Raw genomic sequence first — 19,238 nt, 5'->3', positions numbered from 1 at the left:
GGCGCAGGATGCGCGCGGGCGGACGGCCCTGGCAGGGGCGCGAGAGCCGAAGGGCTGTGGACAATTCTAGGCCGCGGGCCGTCCCCGGGCCCACGGCGATGCGCTTCCGCCAGATCCCGCGGGTTCCATCACGCCACGGGCTGCGCCGGGCCGACGAGGGCCTCGGGCCGCCGCGGCGCCGGGGGAGGCGGGGCGAGCGGCAGGAGCACGCGGCCGGCAGCGGCGGCCTCGACTCTGGCCGCCCAGACCCGGCGGAGCTGGCAGAACGTGATCCAGCGGCTCCTGCGGACCTCGGGATTGACGCGCACGGCAGCGGCCTCGGTCTCCCCCACGGCGACGGCGATCAGGAGCGGATCCTCGCCGTAGGCCCACGGCTCCCAGACGCCGGCCTCGGGGTCGACGAGGCTCTCCTCGGCCTTCATCCCGGCGACGAGCTGCATGGCGACCTTGTCGTCGAGGGGCTTGACGCGCCCGTCCCGAGTGGTCCCCTTGGTCTTGTAGTCGATGAGGCAGACGCGCCCGTTGATCCGCGCGACGAGGTCGAGCGTGCCCGCGTAGCCGAGCTCGTGGTTCCACACGGTCAGCTCGGCCGCGAGGGGCTCGACGCTGAAGGACTCCCACCACGCGTCGACGCTCGCGGCGTACGCCTCCTCGCCGTGCTCGCGGAGGCACTCCCGGGCCTCGGCCAGCGTGTGCGGCCTCCCGAGGGCCCGCAGCGCGAGCTGCTCGGCATAGGAGTGGACGCGGTCGCCGCGCTCGGCCGCGCTGCGGGCGTACGCCTCCGAGGCGTCCACGGCGGTGCGGACGAGACTGCGCAGTTGCGCAGGGCGATCGAGCGCCGCCCGCAGGTCCGGATGGTCGGCGACATGCTTCGCGGCCATGTAGCTGCGCCACCCATCGAGGTCGAGGGGCTGCTGGGAGATAACGGTCGTGATCGAGGGCACGGTGGGCTCCTCGTGGAACGAACGCCGGTACATGCGTCCGAAGCCGTCTGGGGAGGCTACCGCGAGTTCCGGGGCTGTCATGGGGCCACCCTTTCACGACGGGCCGACAATTCTCCTGCGCCCGCCCGACGCCGAGGCGGACGGGGCGGATGACGACGGACGGCGATGCAAACAGAAAGACCCCCGGAGCACGTCCGGGGGTCCAGCGGGTGGGCGATACTGGGTTCGAACCAGTGACCTCTTCGGTGTGAACGAAGCGCGCTACCACTGCGCCAATCGCCCGCGTCGCCATGCCGGCCTCTCGGCCTTGGCGCTCTACGACTCTAGCCCACATGGACCCGAGAACCCAAATCCCGCAGGAGCCGACGCGGCAGGCCACCCGGGAGAAGAGAGAACGCGCGCACGCGCGCGAGAGAGCCCCAGCCCTCCCGCGCCAATGTGCTGCCAGGGCGGGCGCGCCGCGCCCCGAGCCGATTTGTGCAAACCCGGGCGGTCCTATAGAGTCTTTACTCGTTGAAGCGCGGCCGAACGCCGCGGACAGCAGACCGGAAAGCCCGTGAGGCAAAACGGAATGCCGGCCGCGAGCAGAGCGCAGACAACATGCGGACGTAGCTCAGTTGGTAGAGCACCACCTTGCCAAGGTGGATGTCGCGAGTTCGAGTCTCGTCGTCCGCTCGCAGGACACTGTCGGAAGCATCCGTCCCGGATGCCAACACGGTGGGGTGGCCGAGAGGCGAGGCAGCGGCCTGCAAAGCCGTATACGCGGGTTCGAATCCCGTCCCCACCTCGGTGGACACCCTGGCTCCCTTGCAGGAGCAACGGGCGATTGGCGCAGCGGTAGCGCGCTTCCCTGACACGGAAGAGGTCACTGGTTCGATCCCAGTATCGCCCACGGAGGAGCCAAGGCTCCCCCATGCGGACGTAGCTCAGTTGGTAGAGCACCACCTTGCCAAGGTGGATGTCGCGAGTTCGAGTCTCGTCGTCCGCTCTCTTTCGCTTAAACTGCCTGTTCCTCCGGATTCCCGGCGGGACCAGGGGCGATTGGCGCAGCGGTAGCGCGCTTCCCTGACACGGAAGAGGTCACTGGTTCGATCCCAGTATCGCCCACAGCAAGGCGCCCCCTCGGGGGCGCCTTTTCGCATCTGCGCTACCATCGATGTCACGAGGGGCGATCTGGCCCCGCGGACTGAAAGGAGGTGGCCGTGTCCTTACCCAACGACATCAAGGGCAAGGCTGAAGCCCATATCGACGGAGCACCCCGGTCTCCGGAGGGAGCCGCCGTGAGAGGCTGACGCCTCCCTGACGTCTGTTGCTGGGTGCCGGTACCGCCGCGAGGCGGGACCGGCACCTTCTGCGTCTGGGCCTAGACTCCGAACGTGCCCACCTCCGACCGCTCGCCCGAGCGCGATCCTGACCTGCCCGCTTCCCCCCAGGCAGCCTCCCCCACAGCCGCCCCGGCTCCCTCCGGCCCCGGCAGCCTCGCCCCACCGGTGACCGCGGGGGTCGTCACGGCGGTCGTGGGCTACAGCTCGTCGTTCGCGGTCGTCCTCGCGGGGCTCCAGGCCGCCGGCGCCACCCCTGCCCAGGCATCCTCGGGGCTCATGGCGCTCAGCGCCGCCGTCGGGCTCGCCTCGATCGCCCTGGCCCTGCGCTTCCGCCGGCCCATCACCCTCGCATGGTCCACCCCGGGGGCGGCGCTGCTCGCCTCGTCGGGGGCGGCCGACGGCGGGTGGCCGGCCGCCGTCGGGGCGTTCCTCGTTGCGGGGCTGCTGCTCGCGATCAGCGGCGCGGTGCCGGCGCTCGGAACTCTCGTGGCCCGCATCCCAGGCCCCATCGCCCAGGCGATGCTCGCCGGCATCCTCGTCCCGCTGTGCACGGCCCCGTTCGAGGCGCTCGTGGCGAGCCCACTCGTCGTCGGCCCCGTCGTGGCGGTGTGGCTCGCGGCGACGCGCTTCGCGCCCCGCTGGGCCGTCCCGGCGGCCCTCGTCGCGGCGATCGCCGCCATCGGCGTGTCCGTCGCCGCGGGCGGCGGGGCGCCGGACCCCGCGCGGCTCGTGCCCTCCCTCGAGGTGACGGCCCCGACGCTCACGCTGGGCTCCGCCATCGGCATCGCGCTGCCGCTGTACATCGTCACAATGGCCTCGCAGAACGTCCCCGGCGCGGCGGTGCTCGCCTCGTTCGGCTACCAAGCCCCCTGGCGCACGTCCCTGCTCGCCACGGGGGCGGCAACGGCGGCCGCGGCGCCCTTCGGCGGGCACGCGGTCAACCTCGCGGCAATCAGCGCCGCGCTCGCCGCGGGCGAGGAGGCGGGGCCGGACCGCTCGCGCCGCTGGGTCGCCGCGTTCACCTCGGGTGCGGTGTACCTCGGGCTCGCGGCCGGCTCGGCGGCGCTCGGCGCCCTCGTGGCCGCTGGCCCCGGAGGCGTGCTCGAGACCGTCGCCGGCCTGGCCCTCCTGGCGACGCTCGCGTCCTCGATCACGGCGGCCCTCGCGGACGAGCGCGAGCGAGGCGGCGCCGCCGTCACGTTCGTGCTGGCCGCCTCGGGCCTGTCAGTCGCGGGGATCGGCGCGGCCTTCTGGGCCCTCGCCGGCGGCCTGGCCGTCCGGGCCGTCCTGCGCTGGAGGCGCTGAGGACACGGAGCCTGGGCGCCGCTCGTGATACGAGCTGCGCGGCGCGGGCTGCGCGTCCACTGTCTGGGGCGGCCAGCGCTAGGACGGCTCGTGCGTCTGGCCCTCCCGCGCGAGCGCGGTCAGCCGGGAGACGGCCCGGAAGTACTTCTTCATGAAGCCGCCGGCCATCATGTCCGGCGTGAACAGCTGGTCGAACGGCACGCCCGAGGCCAGGATCGGCACGTCCTTGTCGTAGAGCCTGTCGGCGAGCACGACGAAGCGCAGGGCGACGGACTGCTCCTCGATGGTGTGGACGTCGCGCCACACGATGCCGTCGATTCCGTCGATGAGCTGGCGGTACCGGCTCGGGTGGACGCCGGCGAGGTGCTTCATGAGGTCGGAGAAGTCGTCGACGGCGACGACCCCGCCGTCGAACTCCGCCTTCATCCGGGCGTCGAGCTCGTGGGGTGCGACCGGCGGGGGCGCGGCGGGCAGGCCGCGGTGCCGGTAGTCCTCGCCGTCGATTCGCACGACGTCGAACTGGTCGGCGAGCACCTGGATCTCGCGCTGGAAGTCGACGGCGGCGAAGCGGCCCTCGCCGAGGGCCCCGGGGAGCGTGTTGGACGTCGCCGCGAGCTTCACGCCGGCGTCGGCAAGCTCGCGCATGAGGCGGGACATGAGGACCGTGTCGCCCGGGTCGTCGAGCTCGAACTCGTCGATGCAAACGAGGGCATAGCCGCTGAGCGCCTCGACCGTCTTGCGGAAGGACAGGGCGCCCACGAGGTTCGTGTACTCGACGAAGGTTCCGAACGCCTTGGGGCCTGAGACCGAGTGCCACAGCGAGGCGAGGAGGTGGGTCTTGCCGACGCCGAAGCCGCCGTCGAGGTAGATGCCGGCGCGCGATGCGTCCTTCGGGCCGAAGAGCTTCGAGAAGAGCCCGCCGCTCTTCTTCGCCCCCACCGTCGTGCCGAAGTGCTGGAGCGCCCGCACGGCGGCGGCTTGGGAGGGCTGGGCGGGGTCCGGGCGGTAGCTCTCGAAGGAGACCGTGCCGAAGCGCGGGGATGGATGGAAGCCCGCGAGCAGCTCGTCGACGGAGACTCTGGGCGTGCGGGTGGTCAGGTGTGCGACAGTCGCCAAGGATTCCGTCCGGTGTGTGGGGTCTTCGGGCCAAAGACAAGGATATCCCCTAGCGGATATTGCGCCGCGTGACAAGCACCACGGGTAGCCGGTCCCACGGGCGCCCCGCGGTGGCTACTCTGGTGCCGACCACTCAGGAGCGCGGGCGGGAGCCCGCGCGCCCTGGCTCAGCCGAGCGAAAGGCACACCATGAGCTACCCCGTCGACGGCAGCGAGAAGTTCGCCGCCTACGCCCACCCCGAGCGCCTCGTCTCCACCGAGTGGCTCGCCGAGCAGATCGCCGCCGGCGCGGTGGGCTCTGGCGGCCTCGCCGTCGTCGAGTCGGATGAGGATGTGCTCCTGTACGAGACCGGCCACATCCCCGGGGCCGTCAAGATCGACTGGCACACCGACCTGAACGACGAGGTCGCGCGCGACTACGTGGACGGCAAGGGCTTCGCCGAGCTGCTCTCCAGGAAGGGCATCTCGCGGGACACCACCGTCGTGATCTACGGCGACAAGTCCAACTGGTGGGCCGCGTACGCCCTCTGGGTCTTCACGCTCTTCGGCCACGAGGACGTCCGCCTGCTCGACGGCGGCCGCGACAAGTGGATCGCCGAGGGCCGCGAGCTCACGACCGAGGTGCCCTCGCCCGAGCGCACCGAGTACCCCGTCGTCGAGCGCAACGACGCGCCGATCCGCGCATTCAAGGACGACGTGCTCGCGCACCTCGGCAAGCCGCTCATCGACGTCCGCTCCCCCGACGAGTACACGGGCAAGCGCACGCACATGCCCGCCTACCCCGAGGAGGGCGCACTCCGCGGCGGCCACATCCCGACGGCGGCCTCCATCCCGTGGGCCCGCGCGGCCGCCGAGGACGGCACGTACAAGTCGCGCCAGGAGCTCGAGGACCTCTACCTCGGCGAGGCAGGCCTGACCCCCGGCGACGAGGTCGTCGCCTACTGCCGCATCGGCGAGCGCTCGAGCCACACGTGGTTCGCGCTCAAGTACCTCCTCGGCTTCGAGGCCGTGCGGAACTACGACGGCTCGTGGACCGAGTGGGGCAATGCGGTGCGGGTTCCGATTGTGAAGGGTGAAGAGCGAGGCACCTGGCCTCTCAGCTGAGGCGCGGCACTCACGTCTCCCGGACCAGGGTGGCGGACAGGGCGACGTGGCCTCTCAGCTGAGGACATCGCGTACGACGGCGGCCGGTCACCTTCTCGCGGAGGTGACCGGCCGCCGTCGTCCGCGCAATGGGGCGTCACACAAGGCCCCGCCGACGGCGAACACACGCCGGCCGGCGGGCCCTTGCGCGTACGCTGGAAGGTGATGAGCACGAACACCTTGCCCTCCGCGCTGGCGGAGATCGTCGATGACTTCCAGGCCGTGACCGAGCGCGAGCGGCTCCAGCTGCTGCTCGAGTTCTCGCAGGCGCTGCCCGAGCTGCCGGAGCGGCTCCAGAACCACCCGGAGATGCTCGAGCAGGTCGTCGAGTGCCAGTCTCCCCTCTTCATCGCGATCGAGACGGAGCCCGCCCCCGCCGGGGCGCCGACCGGCTCGGGCCCGGTCGTGCGGCTGTTCTTCTCGGCCCCCGCCGAGGCGCCGACGACGCGCGGGTTCGCCTCCGTCCTGCACGAGGGCCTCGACGGGCTCACGGCGGCGGAGATCCTCGCGGTCCCGGACGACATGCCCGAGGAGCTCGGCCTGACCCGGGCCGTCACGCCGCTGCGGATGCGCGGCATGGCGGCCATGCTCGCGCGCATCAAGCGCAAGGTCTCCGGCGAGTGCCACCTGGGCTCCTGACGTGGCCCGGAAGGGCCGCGGCGGGCCGGGCACCCCTGCGACGACCGCGCTCGACGCGGCCGGGGTAGCGTACACGGCCCGCGCCTACGAGCACGACCCGGCAGCCCAGAGCTATGGGCTCGAGGCCGCCGAGGCGCTCGGCGTCGACCCGGCCAGCGTCTTCAAGACGCTCTTGGTGGAGGTGGCAGCGGGACACGGCAGCCGGCTGTGCGTCGCCGTCGTGCCCGTGACCGGGAGCCTCGACCTCAAGGCGACGGCCGCGGCGTTCGGCGGCAAGAAGGCGTCCATGGCGGACCCCGCGGCGGCAGAGCGGCGCACGGGCTACGTCGTGGGCGGGATCTCCCCTCTGGGCCAGCGCCAGCCCTCCCCCACGGCCCTCGATGACTCGGCGCTCGCGCACGGGACCGTCCTGGTCTCGGGTGGGCGGCGGGGGTTCGACATCGAGCTGGCGCCAGCGGACCTCGTCCGGCTCACGGACGCGGTGGTCGCCCGGATCCGGGCCGACTGACCCCGCCTCCTGCGGGTTCCCGGCGTCATACGACGCCGCCCGCCGCCTGCCGCGGCGCGAGCTGCCCGGCCAGCCACGAGGACACCGTGGCCTCCCACCGCTCGCGGTCGTAGTTCCACTCCTTCGTGTGCCGGGCCCTGCGGAAGGTCGTGAGCGTGACCATCTCGGGGTTCCGCTTCGCGAGCTCGAGCGAGGGCCCGATCGGCACGAACTCGTCGTCGATGCTGTGCAGGATGAGGGTGGGCGTGCGCAGCTCGACGGCGCGCGTGACCCAGTCCATGGCCTTGAAGTCCAGGGGCGCGGCGAGGCCCGTGAGCCAGCGGCCCCACGGGTGGCCAAGGAGGATCTGCCCGAACGTGCCGACCCGCGAGGGGATCCGGTTCACGCGCGCCTGGTGCGCGAGCACGTTGACCCAGTCCACCACGGGGGCATCGAGGACGAGGGCCCGGATGTACTGGCGCAGGGTCGAGAAGTCCGCGGCCCGGAGGCTGATCGCCCCGCCCATGGACCAGCCGAAGAGGACCACGTCCTTCGCGCCGTGGTCGAGTGCGTACTGGATCGCCACCTCGACGTCGCGCCACTCCGTCATCCCGAGCCCGTAGCGGCGGTCGGGGGCCGAGGGCGCCTCGCCGTCGTTGCGGTACGAGATGACGAGGCTCGTCAGGCCCAGCGAGTGCGCGGTGGGCAGGCCACGCAGCCCCTCCAGCCGCGAGGCCCCGCGGCCGTGCACCATGATCGCCCAGGTGGAGGAGGGGTCCTCGGCCGGGACGAGCCACGCGGGCCCGGGCCCGACGTCGAGCGGCAGGACGACCTCCTCGAACTCGAGGCCCGCATCCCGGGGGCTGCTGTACACGACGCCGCTCCAACGGGCCCGCACCGCGGTCGTTAGGTCCCCCGAGTACTCGGCCAGGACTGGCCGGGTCACGGTCATGTCGCCGGGCGCCGAGTCCTCGATGGGGCCGAGCCGGACGTGGCCCGCGCCCGCGTGGAAGAAGAGGCTGTACTCGCCGTCGACCAGGGTCTCGGGGGTCGCGCGCAGGATCACCCGCCGCTCGGCCCCCGTGCCCTGGACCGCGAGGATCTCCTGATTCTCCTCTTTGACGCGGTCCGGCATGACGATGCGCCGCGCGAAGTAGGTGGCGAGCCCAGAGCTCAGGGCCCCCATGCCCGAGGCGAGGACGAGCGCAGCGCCCGCGCCGCCGAGCGCCCACACACTGAGCGGGAGCGGCTCCGCGGACGACGGCGGGAGGCCCGCCGGGCCTGTCGGGTGCGGTTTCGCGCGCGGTGCTCGGGTGGCCATGCCCCCATTGTGGCAAGGAATCTCCGGCCGGCGCGCAGGGCGCCGGGCGGGTGGGGACGGCGTCGCGGCCTGCCGCTGCCGTGCGCCGGAGGCTAGTCTGAGTGCATGAGCGCGCCGATCCTGATCCTGACCGAAGTCGCCCTCGGACCGAGCGAGCGCAAGTCCATCCAGGGGCTCCTCGAGGCCGCGACTGCCCCGCTCGAAGTGCTCGTGCCCGCGGGCCGCAAGCGGCGCCTGATCGTCGACTTCCTCGACCACCTCTCGATGCTCGAGTTCGGCAAGGCCGTCGACGGGCTCACGGACAAGGGCCCGAGCCCCGAGGAGGCCCACCTCGTCGCCGAGACGGCGCTGGCGACCTCGCTCGCCGCCCTCGAGGGGCTCGGCGACAGCGTCTCCGGCGCCGTCGTCGACGGGGACCCGGTGCAGGCCCTCGCGGACCGCGTCACGGGATCGGGCGCGGAGCAGGCCGTCGTCGTGACCCTCCCGCACGCGGTCGAGGACACGTTCCACACGGATTGGGCCAACCAGGCCCAGCGCAGGCTCGGCATCCCCGTGCTGCACCTCTACGCGGGCACGGGATTCATCGGCGACTCCTGATCGTTGGGACAGACATGGAGAACACCACGACGGGCGGCCACCCGGCGCCCCGCCCCACCGTCCGCAAGTCCGACGAGGAGTGGCGCGCCCAGCTGAGCCCCGACGAGTACCGCGTCCTGCGGCAGGCCGGCACCGAGCGGGCCTACACGGGCGAGTACTGGGACACGCACACGAAGGGCAGCTACCGGTGCCGGGCGTGCGGCGCCGAGCTGTTCACGAGCCGGGAGAAGTTCGACTCGCACTGCGGCTGGCCGTCCTTCTGGGCTCCGCTCGCCGAGGACGCCGTCGTCTACCTGCACGACCGCACGCTCGGGATGGACCGCATCGAGGTCCGCTGCGCGACGTGCGACTCGCACCTCGGCCACGTCTTCGAGGGCGAGGGCTACCCCACGCCCACCGACCAGCGGTACTGCATCAACTCCGTCTCGCTGACCCTCGTCCCCGACGAGGGCTGAGCCGCAGCCCAGCCTGGGCAGGGGGCGGCAGAGCGGCAGCGCGCTGAGGATCAGCGCGCACTGCTCCGCCGCCCTCTTCTCCGCTCCTGAGCAACAGACTTTCTGATCTATACCTCTCCCGAGGAGAAGTCATGATGCCCTCTCGCTACGCTCGGCTCAGCAGCGAAACCACGCCGGCTCCGCCCCAGCGGACGCCACGATCAGGAAGCGAGAACATGATGTCCGCCACCGCCGTCGCGACCCCGACCGCCTCGAACCCGGAGCTCCCCGTCCAGCACGACCCAGCCTGGCTCTCGCTCAAGGCCGCGGCCGTGGCCCTGCGCTCCCTGCAGGCGCACGACGGCTCCCTCGCGGAGGGCGCCGACCGCGGCGAGGCGGCCCGGCTGGCCGCGGCGATCACCGCCGGCATCGAGGCGCTCGCCCCGCGCTTCCCGCACGACGCCGAGTACCTCCACCTGCTCGTGGCCGACTTCACGGCCTGGGCCGAGGCCGGCTTCGGGGTGCCGGACTTCCTCGACTCGCTCGTCGCCTTCCAGCCGCAGCTGGACCGCGTGGACGGCCTCGCCCATCTCGTGGTCTTCCCCATGTACACCCAGAACGGCAGCGCGGACCGACTCGTCGAGGCCGTGCTCGTCGAGGTCATCTGGCCCGAGTTCGTGGCCGAGCTCGAGGCCGGGGACTACAGCAACAGGCTCTTCGTGCCGATCCGCTTCCTCGACTTCACCCCGGGCTACGACACGAACTCGGCGGTGCTCTTCCCGGAGACCGTCGCGATGCGCGAGGTCCCGCACTTCACGTGGGGCGCGATCTTCGCCGACCGGGAGGCCGCGCGCTTCCGCCGCGTGCTCGACGCCGCGGCCAAGGTCACGAACCTCGACCTGCCCGCGGACGCCGCCGAGCTCATCGCGGACCAGCGGCTGACCGAGGAGACCTTCGTCATGTGGGACCTCATCCACGACCGCACCCACATGCGCGGCGACCTGCCCTTCGACCCGTTCATGATCAAGCAGCGCATGCCGTTCTTCCTCTACTCGCTCGAGGAGCTGCGCTGCGACCTCACCGCCTTCCGGGAGAGCGTCAGGATCGAGCGCGACGAGCACGCAGCCCCCGAGGCCCGCCGGCATGCGAGGCTCGTCCAGTATGCCGTGGTCTTCGACCGGATCTTCCGCTTCGCGATCAGCGGCACCCGCGTGCGCAACTACGACGGCCTCGGCGGCCAGCTGCTCTTCGCGTGGATGCACCAGCACCGCGTCCTGCACTGGACCGACACGAAGCTCTCGATCGACTGGGACGAGGTGCCCGGCGTCGTGAGCGCCCTGGGCGACGCGATCGACGAGCTGTACTGGCGTTCCATCGACAGGCCGAAGGTGGCACACTGGCTCGCAGCGTACGGGCTCGTCTCCTCGACCGTGACCCCGCACCCCGCCTCCGTGTGGGCCAAGGGCCCCGACGCCCTGCCGCTGACCGGCACGCCGCGCGAGATCACGGACACGGTGCTGGACGACGAGTTCCCGCTGTCGATGTTCTTCGAGGCACTGGAGAAGAAGATGCGCGCAGTCATCGGGTCCACGGCAGGCATCACGGGCGAGACGGCGCTCGCGCCCGCGCAGGGGGCGTCGGCCCTCAGGACGTCCACGCAGGGCGCCGCCGCGTGAACGCCGTCACGAGGGGGGCCGACGGGGCCGTCGTGGTCGTGGCCGGCGCGACCTCGGCCTCGGGCGTGGCGATGGTCCACGCCCTGCGCGCCGCGGGCGCCATCCCGGTCGCCGTCGGCAGCGACGCCGGCCGGCTCGCCAAGGCGTTCGGCGAGCCCGCGGCGTTCGGGGAGCCTGGGACGCTCGGCGAGAACCCGCTCGCGGGCGCGTCTGCCGTGCCCGCGCTGGCGCGAACCGGCACCATGGACGACGGCGGGGTCCCCCAGCGCGCGTGCGACCTCACCGACTTCACGGCGGTCCGCTCCCTCGCGGCGGAGCTGCGCGAGACGTTCGGCGCGGTCGACGGCGTCGTCCACCTCGTGGGCGGGTGGCGCGGCGGCAAGACGCTCGCCGACCAGTCTGACGAGGACTGGGAGGCCCTGTCCAAGACGTCGATCGCGACGCTGCGGAACACGAGCCGGGCCTTCTACGACGACATCGCCGGCTCGCCGCGGGGCCGGTTCGTCATCGTGTCCTCGACGCTCGTCGACCGCCCGCGGGCAGGCTACGCGAACTACGCGGCGGCCAAGGCGGCGGCCGAGGCCTGGGTCCGCGCCATGGCCAGGGGCCTGGCCACCGACCAGTCCGAGCGCGCGGAGGCGCCGCGGCCCCAGGCGAGCGCCGCCGTCGTGCTCGCCGTCAAGGCCCTGCTCGACGAGGGGATGCGCGCGGAGCATCCGGAGCGCCGCTTCGAGGGCTACACCCACGTCGACGACCTGGCCGCGCGGACCGTGGCCCTCTTCTCCGAGGATGCCGCCGGGATCAACGGCGCGCGCTTCGACCTGACCGCATGAGACCCGTGTCTCCAGAACCCCTAGGCAATACTGTGACCGTGACCGTGCCCCCTGCCGCCTCCTCGTCCCCTCACCGGACCGCGTCCACTGCTCCCCCCGTGGGTGCCCACGTGCCGGCGGGGTGGCCGCTGCACGATGCGTCAGTGCGCGGCTTCGCCTCGGACAACTACTCGGGCGCCCACCCCGAGGTCCTCGCGGCCCTCGCCGTGGCGAACGGCGGGCACCAGACCGCCTACGGCGAGGACTCCTACACGAGGCGGCTCCAGGAGGCCATGCGCGGCCTCTTCGGCGACAGTGCCGAGGCCTTCCCGGTGTTCAACGGGACGGGCGCCAACGTCCTGTCGCTCCAGTCCCTCCTGCCGCGCTGGGGCGCGGTCGTGTGCGCGACGACCGCGCACATCAACGTCGACGAGAACGGCGCGCCGGAGCGCGTCGGCGGGATGAAGCTCCTCGCCGTCCCGACCGCGGACGGGAAGCTCACGCCCGAGCTGATCGACCGCGAGGCCTGGGGCTGGGGGGACGAGCACCGCGCCCAGCCACTCGCCGTGTCCATCACCCAGACCACCGAGCTGGGGACGCGGTACAGCATCGAGGAGGTCCGGGCCATCGCGGACCACGCCCACTCGCTCGGCATGAGGGTTCACATGGACGGGGCCAGGCTCGCGAACGCGGCGGCGGGCCTGGGCGTGCCCGTGCGCGAGTTCACGTCGGACGCCGGCGTCGACGTCCTGACCTTCGGCGGGACGAAGAACGGCATGCTGTTCGGCGAGTGCGTCGTCGCACTCAACCCGGACGCCGCACGGGGCCTGACCTACCTGCGCAAGATGAACATGCAGCTCGCCTCGAAGATGCGCTTCGTCTCGGCCCAGTTCCTCGCCCTGCTCGAGGACGGCCTCTGGCTGCGCTCGGCGGGGCACGCGAACGCGATGGCTGCGCGGCTGCGGGCCGCCGTCGAGGGGATCGACGGGGTCGAGCCCACCCAGCCGACCGAGTCCAACGGCGTCTTCGCCGTCCTGCCGGAGGGCGTCGCGGACCGGCTGCGCGAGCGGTTCCGGTTCTACGACTGGGACCCGGGCCGCCGCGAGGTGCGCTGGATGTGCTCGTTCGACACGACGGAAGAGGATGTGGACGCGTTTGCAGCCGCCCTGCGCGAGGAACTCGCGCGCTAGCTGCTTGACGGCCTGAGCGGGCCCCGGCGTGCCTTCTCTGGCCGCCGGGGCCCCAAGCGTAGTCTGGAGATGTGACCGCACTAGCACACCTGCCTGCGGATTTCTCGAGCGCCCTCCGCTCCCTCCGCAGCGCTGCGAGCAGGCCGGAGCTCACGCTCCAGGAGATCCCCGCCCCCGCGCGCCTGGCCCCGTACGCGGTGGCGCTCGAGGCGGAGGTGCCCGACGACGAGGCGGGCGAGCTGGCAACGGGACGCTTCATCCTCCTGCACGATCCCCAGCCCCCGGCGGTGTGGGAGGGGACCTTCCGGATCGTGACCTACATCCGCGCGCAGCTCGAGCCGGAGATGGGCAACGACGCCCTCCTCGGATCGGTGGCATGGACCTGGCTCGTCGAGGCGCTCGAGCAGCACGGCGCGGCGTACACCGCCGCCGGAGGCACCGCGACCCGCGTCCTCTCGGAGGGCTTCGGGACGCTCGAGGGCCGCAGCGACACGATCGACATCGAGCTCCGCGCCTCGTGGACGCCCACCGGCCCGGCGCTGCGCGAGCACCTCGAGGCGTGGTGCGAGATGGTGTGCACCTTCGCCGGGATCCCTCCCCTGCCCGACGGGGTCGCGGCCCTCCCGCGCCGGCGCCGCCCGAGGCCAGCACCGCCCCGGCGGTAAACTGGCCCGATCATGACCGCACAGCCACAGGACGCAGCAGCGCCGGGATCGGAGGACGGGCCCCGCGGGGCCGCGCCCCCCACCGAGGACCAGCAGAAGACCCACATCACCGTCGACGGCTTCGAGGTCCCCGTTCCGGCCGTGATCGGCCTCGATGCCCCCCGCGACGGCGTGCCCCTCGTCATCTCGACCCAGGAGGGCCTCGAGCGCGCAGCGGCCGCGATCGCCGCGGGCACCGGGCCGGCGGGCGTCGACGCCGAGCGCGCCTCGGGCTTCCGGTACGGCCAGCGGGCCTTCCTCGTCCAGATCCGGCGCGAGGGCTCGGGCACATGGCTCATCGACCCCGAGCCCTTCACCGACCTCAGGATCATCCAGGAGGCCCTGCGCGGGGTCGAGTGGATCCTGCACGCCTCGACCCAGGACCTCCCGTGCCTCGCCGAGCTCGGCATGTGGCCCGACCGGCTCTTCGACACCGAGCTCGCTGCCCGCCTCGCCGGGCTCCCGCGGGTGGGCCTCGCCGCCGTGGTCGAGCACATGCTCGGCTTCGGGCTCGCGAAGGAGCACTCCGCGGCGGACTGGTCCACGCGGCCGCTCCCCGAGCCGTGGCTGCGCTACGCCGCGCTCGACGTCGAGGTGCTCGTCGAGCTGCGCGAGGAGCTCGTCGAACTGCTCGCCGAGCAGGGCAAGCTCGCATTCGCCGAGCAGGAGTTCGCCGCGATCCTCGCGGCCGGCCTCCCCGAGCCCAAGCCCGACCCCTGGCGGCGCACCTCGGGCGTCCACCAGATCCGCGACCGGCGCCAGCTCGCCGCGGTGCGCGAGCTCTGGCTCGAGCGCGACTCCCTCGCCGAGAAGCGGGACATCGCCCCGGGCAAGCTCATCCCCGACTCGGCGCTCGTCGCCGTCGCCCGCGCCATGCCGAGCACGGTCCCGCAGCTGCTCAGCACGAAGGGCTTCCATGGGCGCGCCGCGCAGCGCGAGGCGCCGCGGTGGCTGCGGGCGATCGCCACCGCGCGCCAGCTCGACGAGCTCCCTCCCCTGCACCTCCCGAGCACCGCTCCCCCTCCGCCGCGCGTGTGGGAGGACCGCGACCCGGAGGCCGCCGCACGGCTCAAGACCGCCCGTGCGCGGATCGCTGAGATCGCGGAGCGGCTCGGCATGCCGACGGAGAACGTGCTCACGCCGGACCACCTGCGCCGGATCGCGTGGCGGCCGCCGGAGACGCTCGACGCCGACTCGCTCGCCGAGGCGCTGCGCGGCCTCGGGGCCCGCGAATGGCAGATCGCCCAGGTGCTCCCCGACCTGCTGGCCGCGCTCGCGGACCCGGAGCCGCTCCCCGCCAGGGCGAAGGGGTCCTCCGCGGACCGATGAATCCCGACTCGTAGGCCCGGATGACGGCCTGCACGCAAGGCATTGCCAGGCGAAGTTACTGCTGAGTAACATGGGCGGGGGCGGCCAGCCGCCCCAACCGACCCAAGGAGCATGCGCATGGCCTCGAGCAGGCACCTCCGTGACGTCGTCTTCGTCGACGGCGTCCGCACCCCCTTCGGCAAGGCCGGCGAGACCGGCATCTACCACGGCACCCGGGCAGACGACCTCGTGGTGAAGACCATCCGCGAACTGCTGCGCCGGAACCCCACCCTCCCGGCGGAACGCGTCGACGAGGTCTCGATCGCGGCCACGACCCAGACCGGCGACCAGGGCCTCACGATCGGGCGCACCGCCGCGCTCCTCGCGGGCCTGCCCCGTACGGTGCCCGGATTCGCCGTCGACCGCATGTGCGCCGGCGCGATGACCGCCGTCACGACGACGGCGAGCGGGATCGGCGTCGGCGCCTACGACGTCGTGATCGCCGGAGGCGTCGAGCACATGGGCAGCCACCCCATGGGGGCGGGCGCCGATCCGAACCCGCGCTTCCTGTCGGAGCGCCTCGTGGACGCCACGGCCCTGACCATGGGGAACACGGCCGAGAACCTGCACGACCGCTTCCCGGCGATCACGAGGGAGCGCGCAGACGCGTACGCCGTCGCGTCCCAGGCCAAGCTCGCCGCCGCATACGAAGGCGGCCGGATCCAGGCGGATCTCGTTCCCGTCGCGACGCGCCGCCCCGACGAGGGCTTCGGCCTCGCCACGGTGGACGAGCCCCCGCGCCCGGGCACGACTCTCGCAGACCTCGCGTCCCTGCGAACGCCGTTTCGCCCGCACGGCCGGGTGACCGCGGGCAACGCCGCGGGCCTCAACGACGGCGCGACGGCGTGCCTCCTCGCCTCGGCCGAGGCCGCCGAGGAGCTCGGGCTCGCCCCACGCATGCGGCTCGTCTCCTTCGCGTTCGCCGGCGTGGAGCCGGAGGTCATGGGCATCGGGCCGATCCCGGCCACGGAGAAGGCGCTGTCCAGAGCCGGGCTGGGCATCTCGGACATCGGCCTCTTCGAGATCAACGAGGCGTTCGCGGTGCAGGTCCTGAGCTTCCTCGACCACTACGGGATCGCGGACGACGACCCCCGCGTCAACCGCTACGGCGGGGCCATCGCCGTCGGCCACCCCCTCGCCTCCTCGGGCGTGCGCCTCATGACCCAGCTGGCGCGCCAGTTCGCCGAGGACCCCACGGTCCGCTACGGCCTGACCACGATGTGCATCGGCCTCGGCATGGGCGGGACCGTCATCTGGGAGAACCCGAACCACCCCGACTACCAGCACCCCTCTACCGGAAGGGCGAGTGAATGACCACCGCATCCGAGTCCATCCCCGCCTCGCCGGCCGCCTCCCGCTTCGACGCCTTCGCCGGGCTCGCCGCCCAGGTCCCGGACGAGATCGTCACCCACTCGCTCGTCACCGACGTCGTCCTGCCCGGGACGGGGGGACGCAACGGCGGCGCGGTGACGATCGCCCTCATCACGCTCGACAACGGCCTCGACCACACGAAGCCCACCACCCTCGGCCCGAACACCCTCGTGGAGCTCGGCCGCACCCTCGAGGGCCTGCAGGCGCGGGCGGCAGCAGGCGAGATCCAGGCCGTTGCCGTCACGGGCAAGCCGCACTTCCTCGTGGCGGGGGCCGACCTGTCCACGGTCAAGACCCTCCGCGACCCGGTCCACGGGGCCCAGATGGCCCGGCTCGGCCACGCTGCATACGACCTCCTCGCGGACTTGGGCGTCCCGACGTTCGCGTTCATCAACGGCGTGGCCCTCGGCGGCGGGCTCGAGATCGCCCTCGCCTGCACCTACCGGACCGTCTCCACCGGGGCGCAGGGGATCGGCCTGCCCGAAGCTTTCCTGGGTCTTATCCCGGGCTGGGGCGGCGTGTGGCGGCTCCCGCACCTCATCGGCCCCGAGGCGGGCCTGACGGTCATGATCGAGAACCCGCTCAACAACAACCGCACGATCGACGGCGCGCAGGCCTTCCGGCTCGGCATCGCCGATGCGCTCTTCGAGCCGGCCGACTTCCTCGAGCGCTCGCTCGCGTGGGCGGCGTCAGTCCTCGCCGGGGACACCGCCGTCGAGCGCCCGAACGCCGTCGATCCCGCGGCGGATCCCGCCGCAGCGCAGCGCTGGGCCGCCGCCGCTGCCGCCGCCCGCGCCCTCGTCGCCGCCAAGGTCGGCGACGCCGCACCCGCCCCAAGCAGGCTCCTCGACGTCTTCGAGGCAGGCTCCACGGCGACGCAGAGGGAGTCCGCAGAGCTCGAGGTCGCCGCGCTGACCGAGCTCATGCAGTCCCCCCAGTTCCGCGATACGGTCTACGCGTTCCTCGACCTCGTCCAGAAGCGCGGAAAGCGCCCCGCCGGCGCCCCGGACCCGGCGCTCGCCCGGCCCGTGGCGAAGGTCGGGATCGTCGGGGCGGGGCTCATGGCGAGCCAGCTCGCGCTGCTCTTCGCGCGCCAGCTCGCGGTGCCCGTCGTCATGACGGACATCGACAAGGTCCGGGTCGACAGGGGCGTCGCATACGTCCACGGGGAGGTCGACAGGCTCCTCGAGAAGGGCCGCATCACCCCCGACGCGGCCAACAGGACCAAGGCCCTCGTCAGGGGCACGGTCTCCAAGGCCGAGTTCGCCGACGCGGACTTCGTCATCGAGGCCGTCTTCGAGGAGCTCTCCGTCAAGAAGCAGGTGCTTGCCGAGGTCGAAGCGGTGGTCAAGCCCGAGTGCATCCTCGCGACCAACACGTCCTCGCTCTCGGTCACGGCCATGGCGGAGGAGCTGGCCCACCCCGAGCGCGTCGTCGGCTTCCACTTCTTCAACCCGGTCGCCGTCATGCCGCTGCTCGAGATCGTCCGGGCGCCCGAGACGGACGACGCCGTGCTCGCGACCGCGTTCGCGCTTGCGAAGGGGCTCAGGAAGACCGCCGTGCTGGTCAAGGACGCCACCGCGTTCGTCGTCAACCGCGTCCTGCTCCGCCTCATGGGCGAGGTCATGGCCGCGTTCGACGAGGGCACCCCGGCCGAGGTCGCGGACGGCGCCCTCAGGCCGCTGGGCCTGCCCATGACGCCGTTCGAGCTCGCGGCCCTCGTCGGCCTGCCGGTCGCGCAGCACGTCGCGGAGTCGCTCCACGCCGCCTTCGGGGACCGCTTCCACGTCTCGGCGAACCAGCAGGCGCTCATCGACGCGGGCGTGCCGGGGCTGTGGGCCCCGACGCCCGACGGCGGGCGGGAGGTCCCAGCCTCGACGCTCGCGCTGCTGAAGGTCGGCGACGCGCCATCGACGCCGGAGCAGGTCCTGGCCCGCTGCCAGGACGCGCTCGCGGAGGAGATCGGCCTGATCCTGGCCGAGGGCGTCGTGGCTGGCCCCGAGGACGTGGACCTGTGCATGATCCTCGGCGCCGGCTGGCCCCTGCACCTCGGCGGCATCACGCCCTACCTGGACCGCGTGGGCGCCTCCACCCGGGTCAACGGCCGCCCGTTCCACTCTGGGTCCTGAGGGCCAGAGGCAAAGGCTCAGTCCCCTCCGAAACCCTCGCGGAGGAACTGCGCGAGGGCCGGGGCCAGCCCGGCGAGGGCCTCGGCCTCGCCGGAAAGGGGGAAGCTCAGGGCGCCGGCCCACGCGCTCCGGACCAGCCCGCCGTCGTGCACCCAGTGCGAGGCCGTCCGCATCCCGCCCGCCACGACGTCGAGGCGCTCTGCGGCGAGGCTGCGTCCGTTGGGGAGCTCGACGGTCTCGGTGCCGCCGCGGCGCACCTCGGCCGGGGCCGGCGCCTCCTCGGGGCAGGCCTCGTCGACCCGGCGGTAGGCGGCCCGCGGCCGGTCCGAGGCGGCGAGCCGCGCGACGAGGAGGTGCTCCCCGGCCGCGGGCAGGGTGTCGACGCCGAGCCCGGCCTCCTCGCGCCGCGCGCCCGAGCGCAGGCCGCCCGGCTCCTGCCGGTAGCGGAAGGCGTGCCACGTGTCGCCGCGCTCGCTGAGCCGGATGAGCGACTCGCTGCCGAACGGCGAGCCGGAGCCGTCCTCGAACCCGACGCGCGTGACGAGGACCTCGCCGTCGAAGGCACGCAGCACGGCGCCGCGCCGCTCCCCGGCAACCCAGAAGCCCTCCCAGCGTTCCCACGCCGCCTGCACGATCCCCCCTCCAGGCACCGGGCTCACATCGCCGGTGCCACAGCG

At 72.9% G+C, this 19,238-nt stretch carries 17 protein-coding genes and 6 tRNA genes; 18 read left to right on the top strand and 5 right to left on the bottom strand.

The window, feature by feature from the left end:
• Positions 1-128: 128 nt before the first annotated feature.
• Both ACUYMY_RS08040 and ACUYMY_RS08035 read right to left on the bottom strand, forming a co-directional pair.
• Positions 129-1,025, bottom strand: coding sequence for a cytochrome (locus ACUYMY_RS08040; RefSeq protein WP_481703065.1), 897 nt, complete (start codon positions 1,023-1,025; stop codon positions 129-131).
• Positions 1,026-1,154: 129 nt separating this feature from the next.
• A tRNA-Val gene (locus ACUYMY_RS08035) sits at positions 1,155-1,226 on the bottom strand.
• A gap of 320 nt (positions 1,227-1,546) precedes the next feature.
• Here ACUYMY_RS08035 and ACUYMY_RS08030 point away from each other — a divergent pair.
• The 6 genes from ACUYMY_RS08030 (at position 1,547) to ACUYMY_RS08005 (ending at position 3,574) form a co-directional block, all read left to right on the top strand.
• Positions 1,547-1,619, top strand: a tRNA-Gly gene (locus tag ACUYMY_RS08030).
• 41 nt (positions 1,620-1,660) lie between these two features.
• Positions 1,661-1,731 (top strand) — tRNA-Cys (locus tag ACUYMY_RS08025).
• A 33-nt stretch (positions 1,732-1,764) separates the two neighbouring features.
• Positions 1,765-1,836, top strand: a tRNA-Val gene (locus ACUYMY_RS08020).
• A gap of 23 nt (positions 1,837-1,859) precedes the next feature.
• A tRNA-Gly gene (locus ACUYMY_RS08015) sits at positions 1,860-1,932 on the top strand.
• Positions 1,933-1,979: 47 nt separating this feature from the next.
• Positions 1,980-2,051 (top strand) — tRNA-Val (locus ACUYMY_RS08010).
• A 269-nt stretch (positions 2,052-2,320) separates the two neighbouring features.
• Positions 2,321-3,574, top strand: coding sequence for a benzoate/H(+) symporter BenE family transporter (locus ACUYMY_RS08005; protein ID WP_481703064.1), 1,254 nt, complete (start codon positions 2,321-2,323; stop codon positions 3,572-3,574).
• A gap of 78 nt (positions 3,575-3,652) precedes the next feature.
• Here the strand turns inward: ACUYMY_RS08005 and zapE are convergent, their stop codons facing one another.
• The gene (gene zapE, locus ACUYMY_RS08000; protein ID WP_481703063.1) at positions 3,653-4,690 is read right to left on the bottom strand and encodes a cell division protein ZapE; all 1,038 of its coding nucleotides are present in this window, start codon (positions 4,688-4,690) and stop codon (positions 3,653-3,655) included.
• 189 nt (positions 4,691-4,879) lie between these two features.
• Here zapE and ACUYMY_RS07995 point away from each other — a divergent pair, with 189 nt between their 5' ends.
• The 3 genes from ACUYMY_RS07995 to ybaK all read left to right on the top strand — a co-directional run bounded on the left by ACUYMY_RS07995 (position 4,880) and on the right by ybaK (position 6,980).
• Positions 4,880-5,794: a sulfurtransferase gene (locus ACUYMY_RS07995; protein WP_481703062.1), complete on the top strand. Its 915-nt coding sequence runs from the start codon at positions 4,880-4,882 to the stop codon at positions 5,792-5,794.
• 204 nt (positions 5,795-5,998) lie between these two features.
• The gene (locus ACUYMY_RS07990) at positions 5,999-6,472 is read left to right on the top strand and encodes a SufE family protein (RefSeq protein WP_481703061.1); all 474 of its coding nucleotides are present in this window, start codon (positions 5,999-6,001) and stop codon (positions 6,470-6,472) included.
• 1 nt (position 6,473) lies between these two features.
• Entirely contained in the window at positions 6,474-6,980 is a 507-nt protein-coding gene (gene ybaK, locus ACUYMY_RS07985) for a Cys-tRNA(Pro) deacylase (RefSeq protein WP_481703060.1), read from the top strand.
• A 25-nt stretch (positions 6,981-7,005) separates the two neighbouring features.
• Here the strand turns inward: ybaK and ACUYMY_RS07980 are convergent, their stop codons facing one another.
• The gene (locus ACUYMY_RS07980) at positions 7,006-8,280 is read right to left on the bottom strand and encodes an alpha/beta hydrolase family protein (RefSeq protein ID WP_481703059.1); all 1,275 of its coding nucleotides are present in this window, start codon (positions 8,278-8,280) and stop codon (positions 7,006-7,008) included.
• A gap of 105 nt (positions 8,281-8,385) precedes the next feature.
• On the opposite strand from ACUYMY_RS07980, the gene ACUYMY_RS07975 reads away from it, so the two are divergent.
• The 9 genes from ACUYMY_RS07975 to ACUYMY_RS07935 all read left to right on the top strand — a co-directional run bounded on the left by ACUYMY_RS07975 (position 8,386) and on the right by ACUYMY_RS07935 (position 18,561).
• Positions 8,386-8,877: a hypothetical protein gene (locus ACUYMY_RS07975; RefSeq protein ID WP_481703058.1), complete on the top strand. Its 492-nt coding sequence runs from the start codon at positions 8,386-8,388 to the stop codon at positions 8,875-8,877.
• A gap of 14 nt (positions 8,878-8,891) precedes the next feature.
• On the top strand, positions 8,892-9,332 hold the full coding sequence (gene msrB / locus ACUYMY_RS07970) for a peptide-methionine (R)-S-oxide reductase MsrB (RefSeq protein ID WP_481703057.1): 441 nt from the start codon (positions 8,892-8,894) through the stop codon (positions 9,330-9,332).
• Between the two features lie 218 nt (positions 9,333-9,550).
• The gene (locus tag ACUYMY_RS07965) at positions 9,551-10,987 is read left to right on the top strand and encodes a DUF6421 family protein (RefSeq protein ID WP_481705004.1); all 1,437 of its coding nucleotides are present in this window, start codon (positions 9,551-9,553) and stop codon (positions 10,985-10,987) included.
• Positions 10,984-11,820, top strand: coding sequence for an SDR family NAD(P)-dependent oxidoreductase (locus ACUYMY_RS07960; RefSeq protein WP_481703056.1), 837 nt, complete (start codon positions 10,984-10,986; stop codon positions 11,818-11,820). The genes ACUYMY_RS07965 and ACUYMY_RS07960 overlap by 4 nt, the downstream gene beginning before the upstream one ends.
• Before the next feature lie 98 nt (positions 11,821-11,918).
• A complete protein-coding gene (locus ACUYMY_RS07955) occupies positions 11,919-12,989 on the top strand; it encodes a threonine aldolase family protein (protein WP_481705003.1) in 1,071 nt (356 codons plus the stop codon).
• 71 nt (positions 12,990-13,060) lie between these two features.
• Positions 13,061-13,654, top strand: a complete 594-nt coding sequence (locus tag ACUYMY_RS07950; RefSeq protein ID WP_481703055.1) for a DUF3000 domain-containing protein — start codon at positions 13,061-13,063, stop codon at positions 13,652-13,654.
• Between the two features lie 12 nt (positions 13,655-13,666).
• Positions 13,667-15,022, top strand: a complete 1,356-nt coding sequence (locus tag ACUYMY_RS07945; RefSeq protein WP_481703054.1) for an HRDC domain-containing protein — start codon at positions 13,667-13,669, stop codon at positions 15,020-15,022.
• Between the two features lie 117 nt (positions 15,023-15,139).
• On the top strand, positions 15,140-16,375 hold the full coding sequence (locus ACUYMY_RS07940; RefSeq protein ID WP_481703053.1) for a thiolase family protein: 1,236 nt from the start codon (positions 15,140-15,142) through the stop codon (positions 16,373-16,375).
• Positions 16,372-18,561 carry a 3-hydroxyacyl-CoA dehydrogenase NAD-binding domain-containing protein gene (locus ACUYMY_RS07935; RefSeq protein WP_481703052.1) on the top strand — a complete coding sequence of 730 codons (2,190 nt, stop codon included), beginning with the start codon at positions 16,372-16,374 and terminating at the stop codon, positions 18,559-18,561. Before ACUYMY_RS07940 ends, ACUYMY_RS07935 begins: the two co-directional genes overlap by 4 nt.
• 17 nt (positions 18,562-18,578) lie before the next feature.
• Here the strand turns inward: ACUYMY_RS07935 and ACUYMY_RS07930 are convergent, their stop codons facing one another.
• On the bottom strand, positions 18,579-19,193 hold the full coding sequence (locus ACUYMY_RS07930; protein ID WP_481703051.1) for a hypothetical protein: 615 nt from the start codon (positions 19,191-19,193) through the stop codon (positions 18,579-18,581).
• Between the last annotated feature and the right edge of the window lie 45 nt (positions 19,194-19,238).

The organism is Sinomonas sp. T428B, assembly GCF_056780155.1.
Note: the sequence above shows the minus strand (reverse complement) of the source record. Positions and strands in the feature narration are given on the sequence as shown.

Bases quoted from the DNA above. Each gene is read 5' to 3' on its own strand.
- msrB (WP_481703057.1), top strand. From the start codon at position 8,892: ATGGAGAACACCACGACGGGCGGCCACCCGGCGCCCCGCCCCACCGTC.
- ACUYMY_RS07935 (WP_481703052.1), top strand. From the start codon at position 16,372: ATGACCACCGCATCCGAGTCCATCCCCGCCTCGCCGGCCGCCTCCCGC.
- ACUYMY_RS07965 (WP_481705004.1), top strand. From the start codon at position 9,551: ATGTCCGCCACCGCCGTCGCGACCCCGACCGCCTCGAACCCGGAGCTC.
- ACUYMY_RS07945 (WP_481703054.1), top strand. From the start codon at position 13,667: ATGACCGCACAGCCACAGGACGCAGCAGCGCCGGGATCGGAGGACGGG.
- ACUYMY_RS07975 (WP_481703058.1), top strand. From the start codon at position 8,386: ATGAGCGCGCCGATCCTGATCCTGACCGAAGTCGCCCTCGGACCGAGC.
- ACUYMY_RS08040 (WP_481703065.1), bottom strand. From the start codon at position 1,025: ATGACAGCCCCGGAACTCGCGGTAGCCTCCCCAGACGGCTTCGGACGC.
- ACUYMY_RS07990 (WP_481703061.1), top strand. From the start codon at position 5,999: ATGAGCACGAACACCTTGCCCTCCGCGCTGGCGGAGATCGTCGATGAC.
- ACUYMY_RS07940 (WP_481703053.1), top strand. From the start codon at position 15,140: ATGGCCTCGAGCAGGCACCTCCGTGACGTCGTCTTCGTCGACGGCGTC.
- ACUYMY_RS07995 (WP_481703062.1), top strand. From the start codon at position 4,880: ATGAGCTACCCCGTCGACGGCAGCGAGAAGTTCGCCGCCTACGCCCAC.
- ACUYMY_RS07980 (WP_481703059.1), bottom strand. From the start codon at position 8,280: ATGGCCACCCGAGCACCGCGCGCGAAACCGCACCCGACAGGCCCGGCG.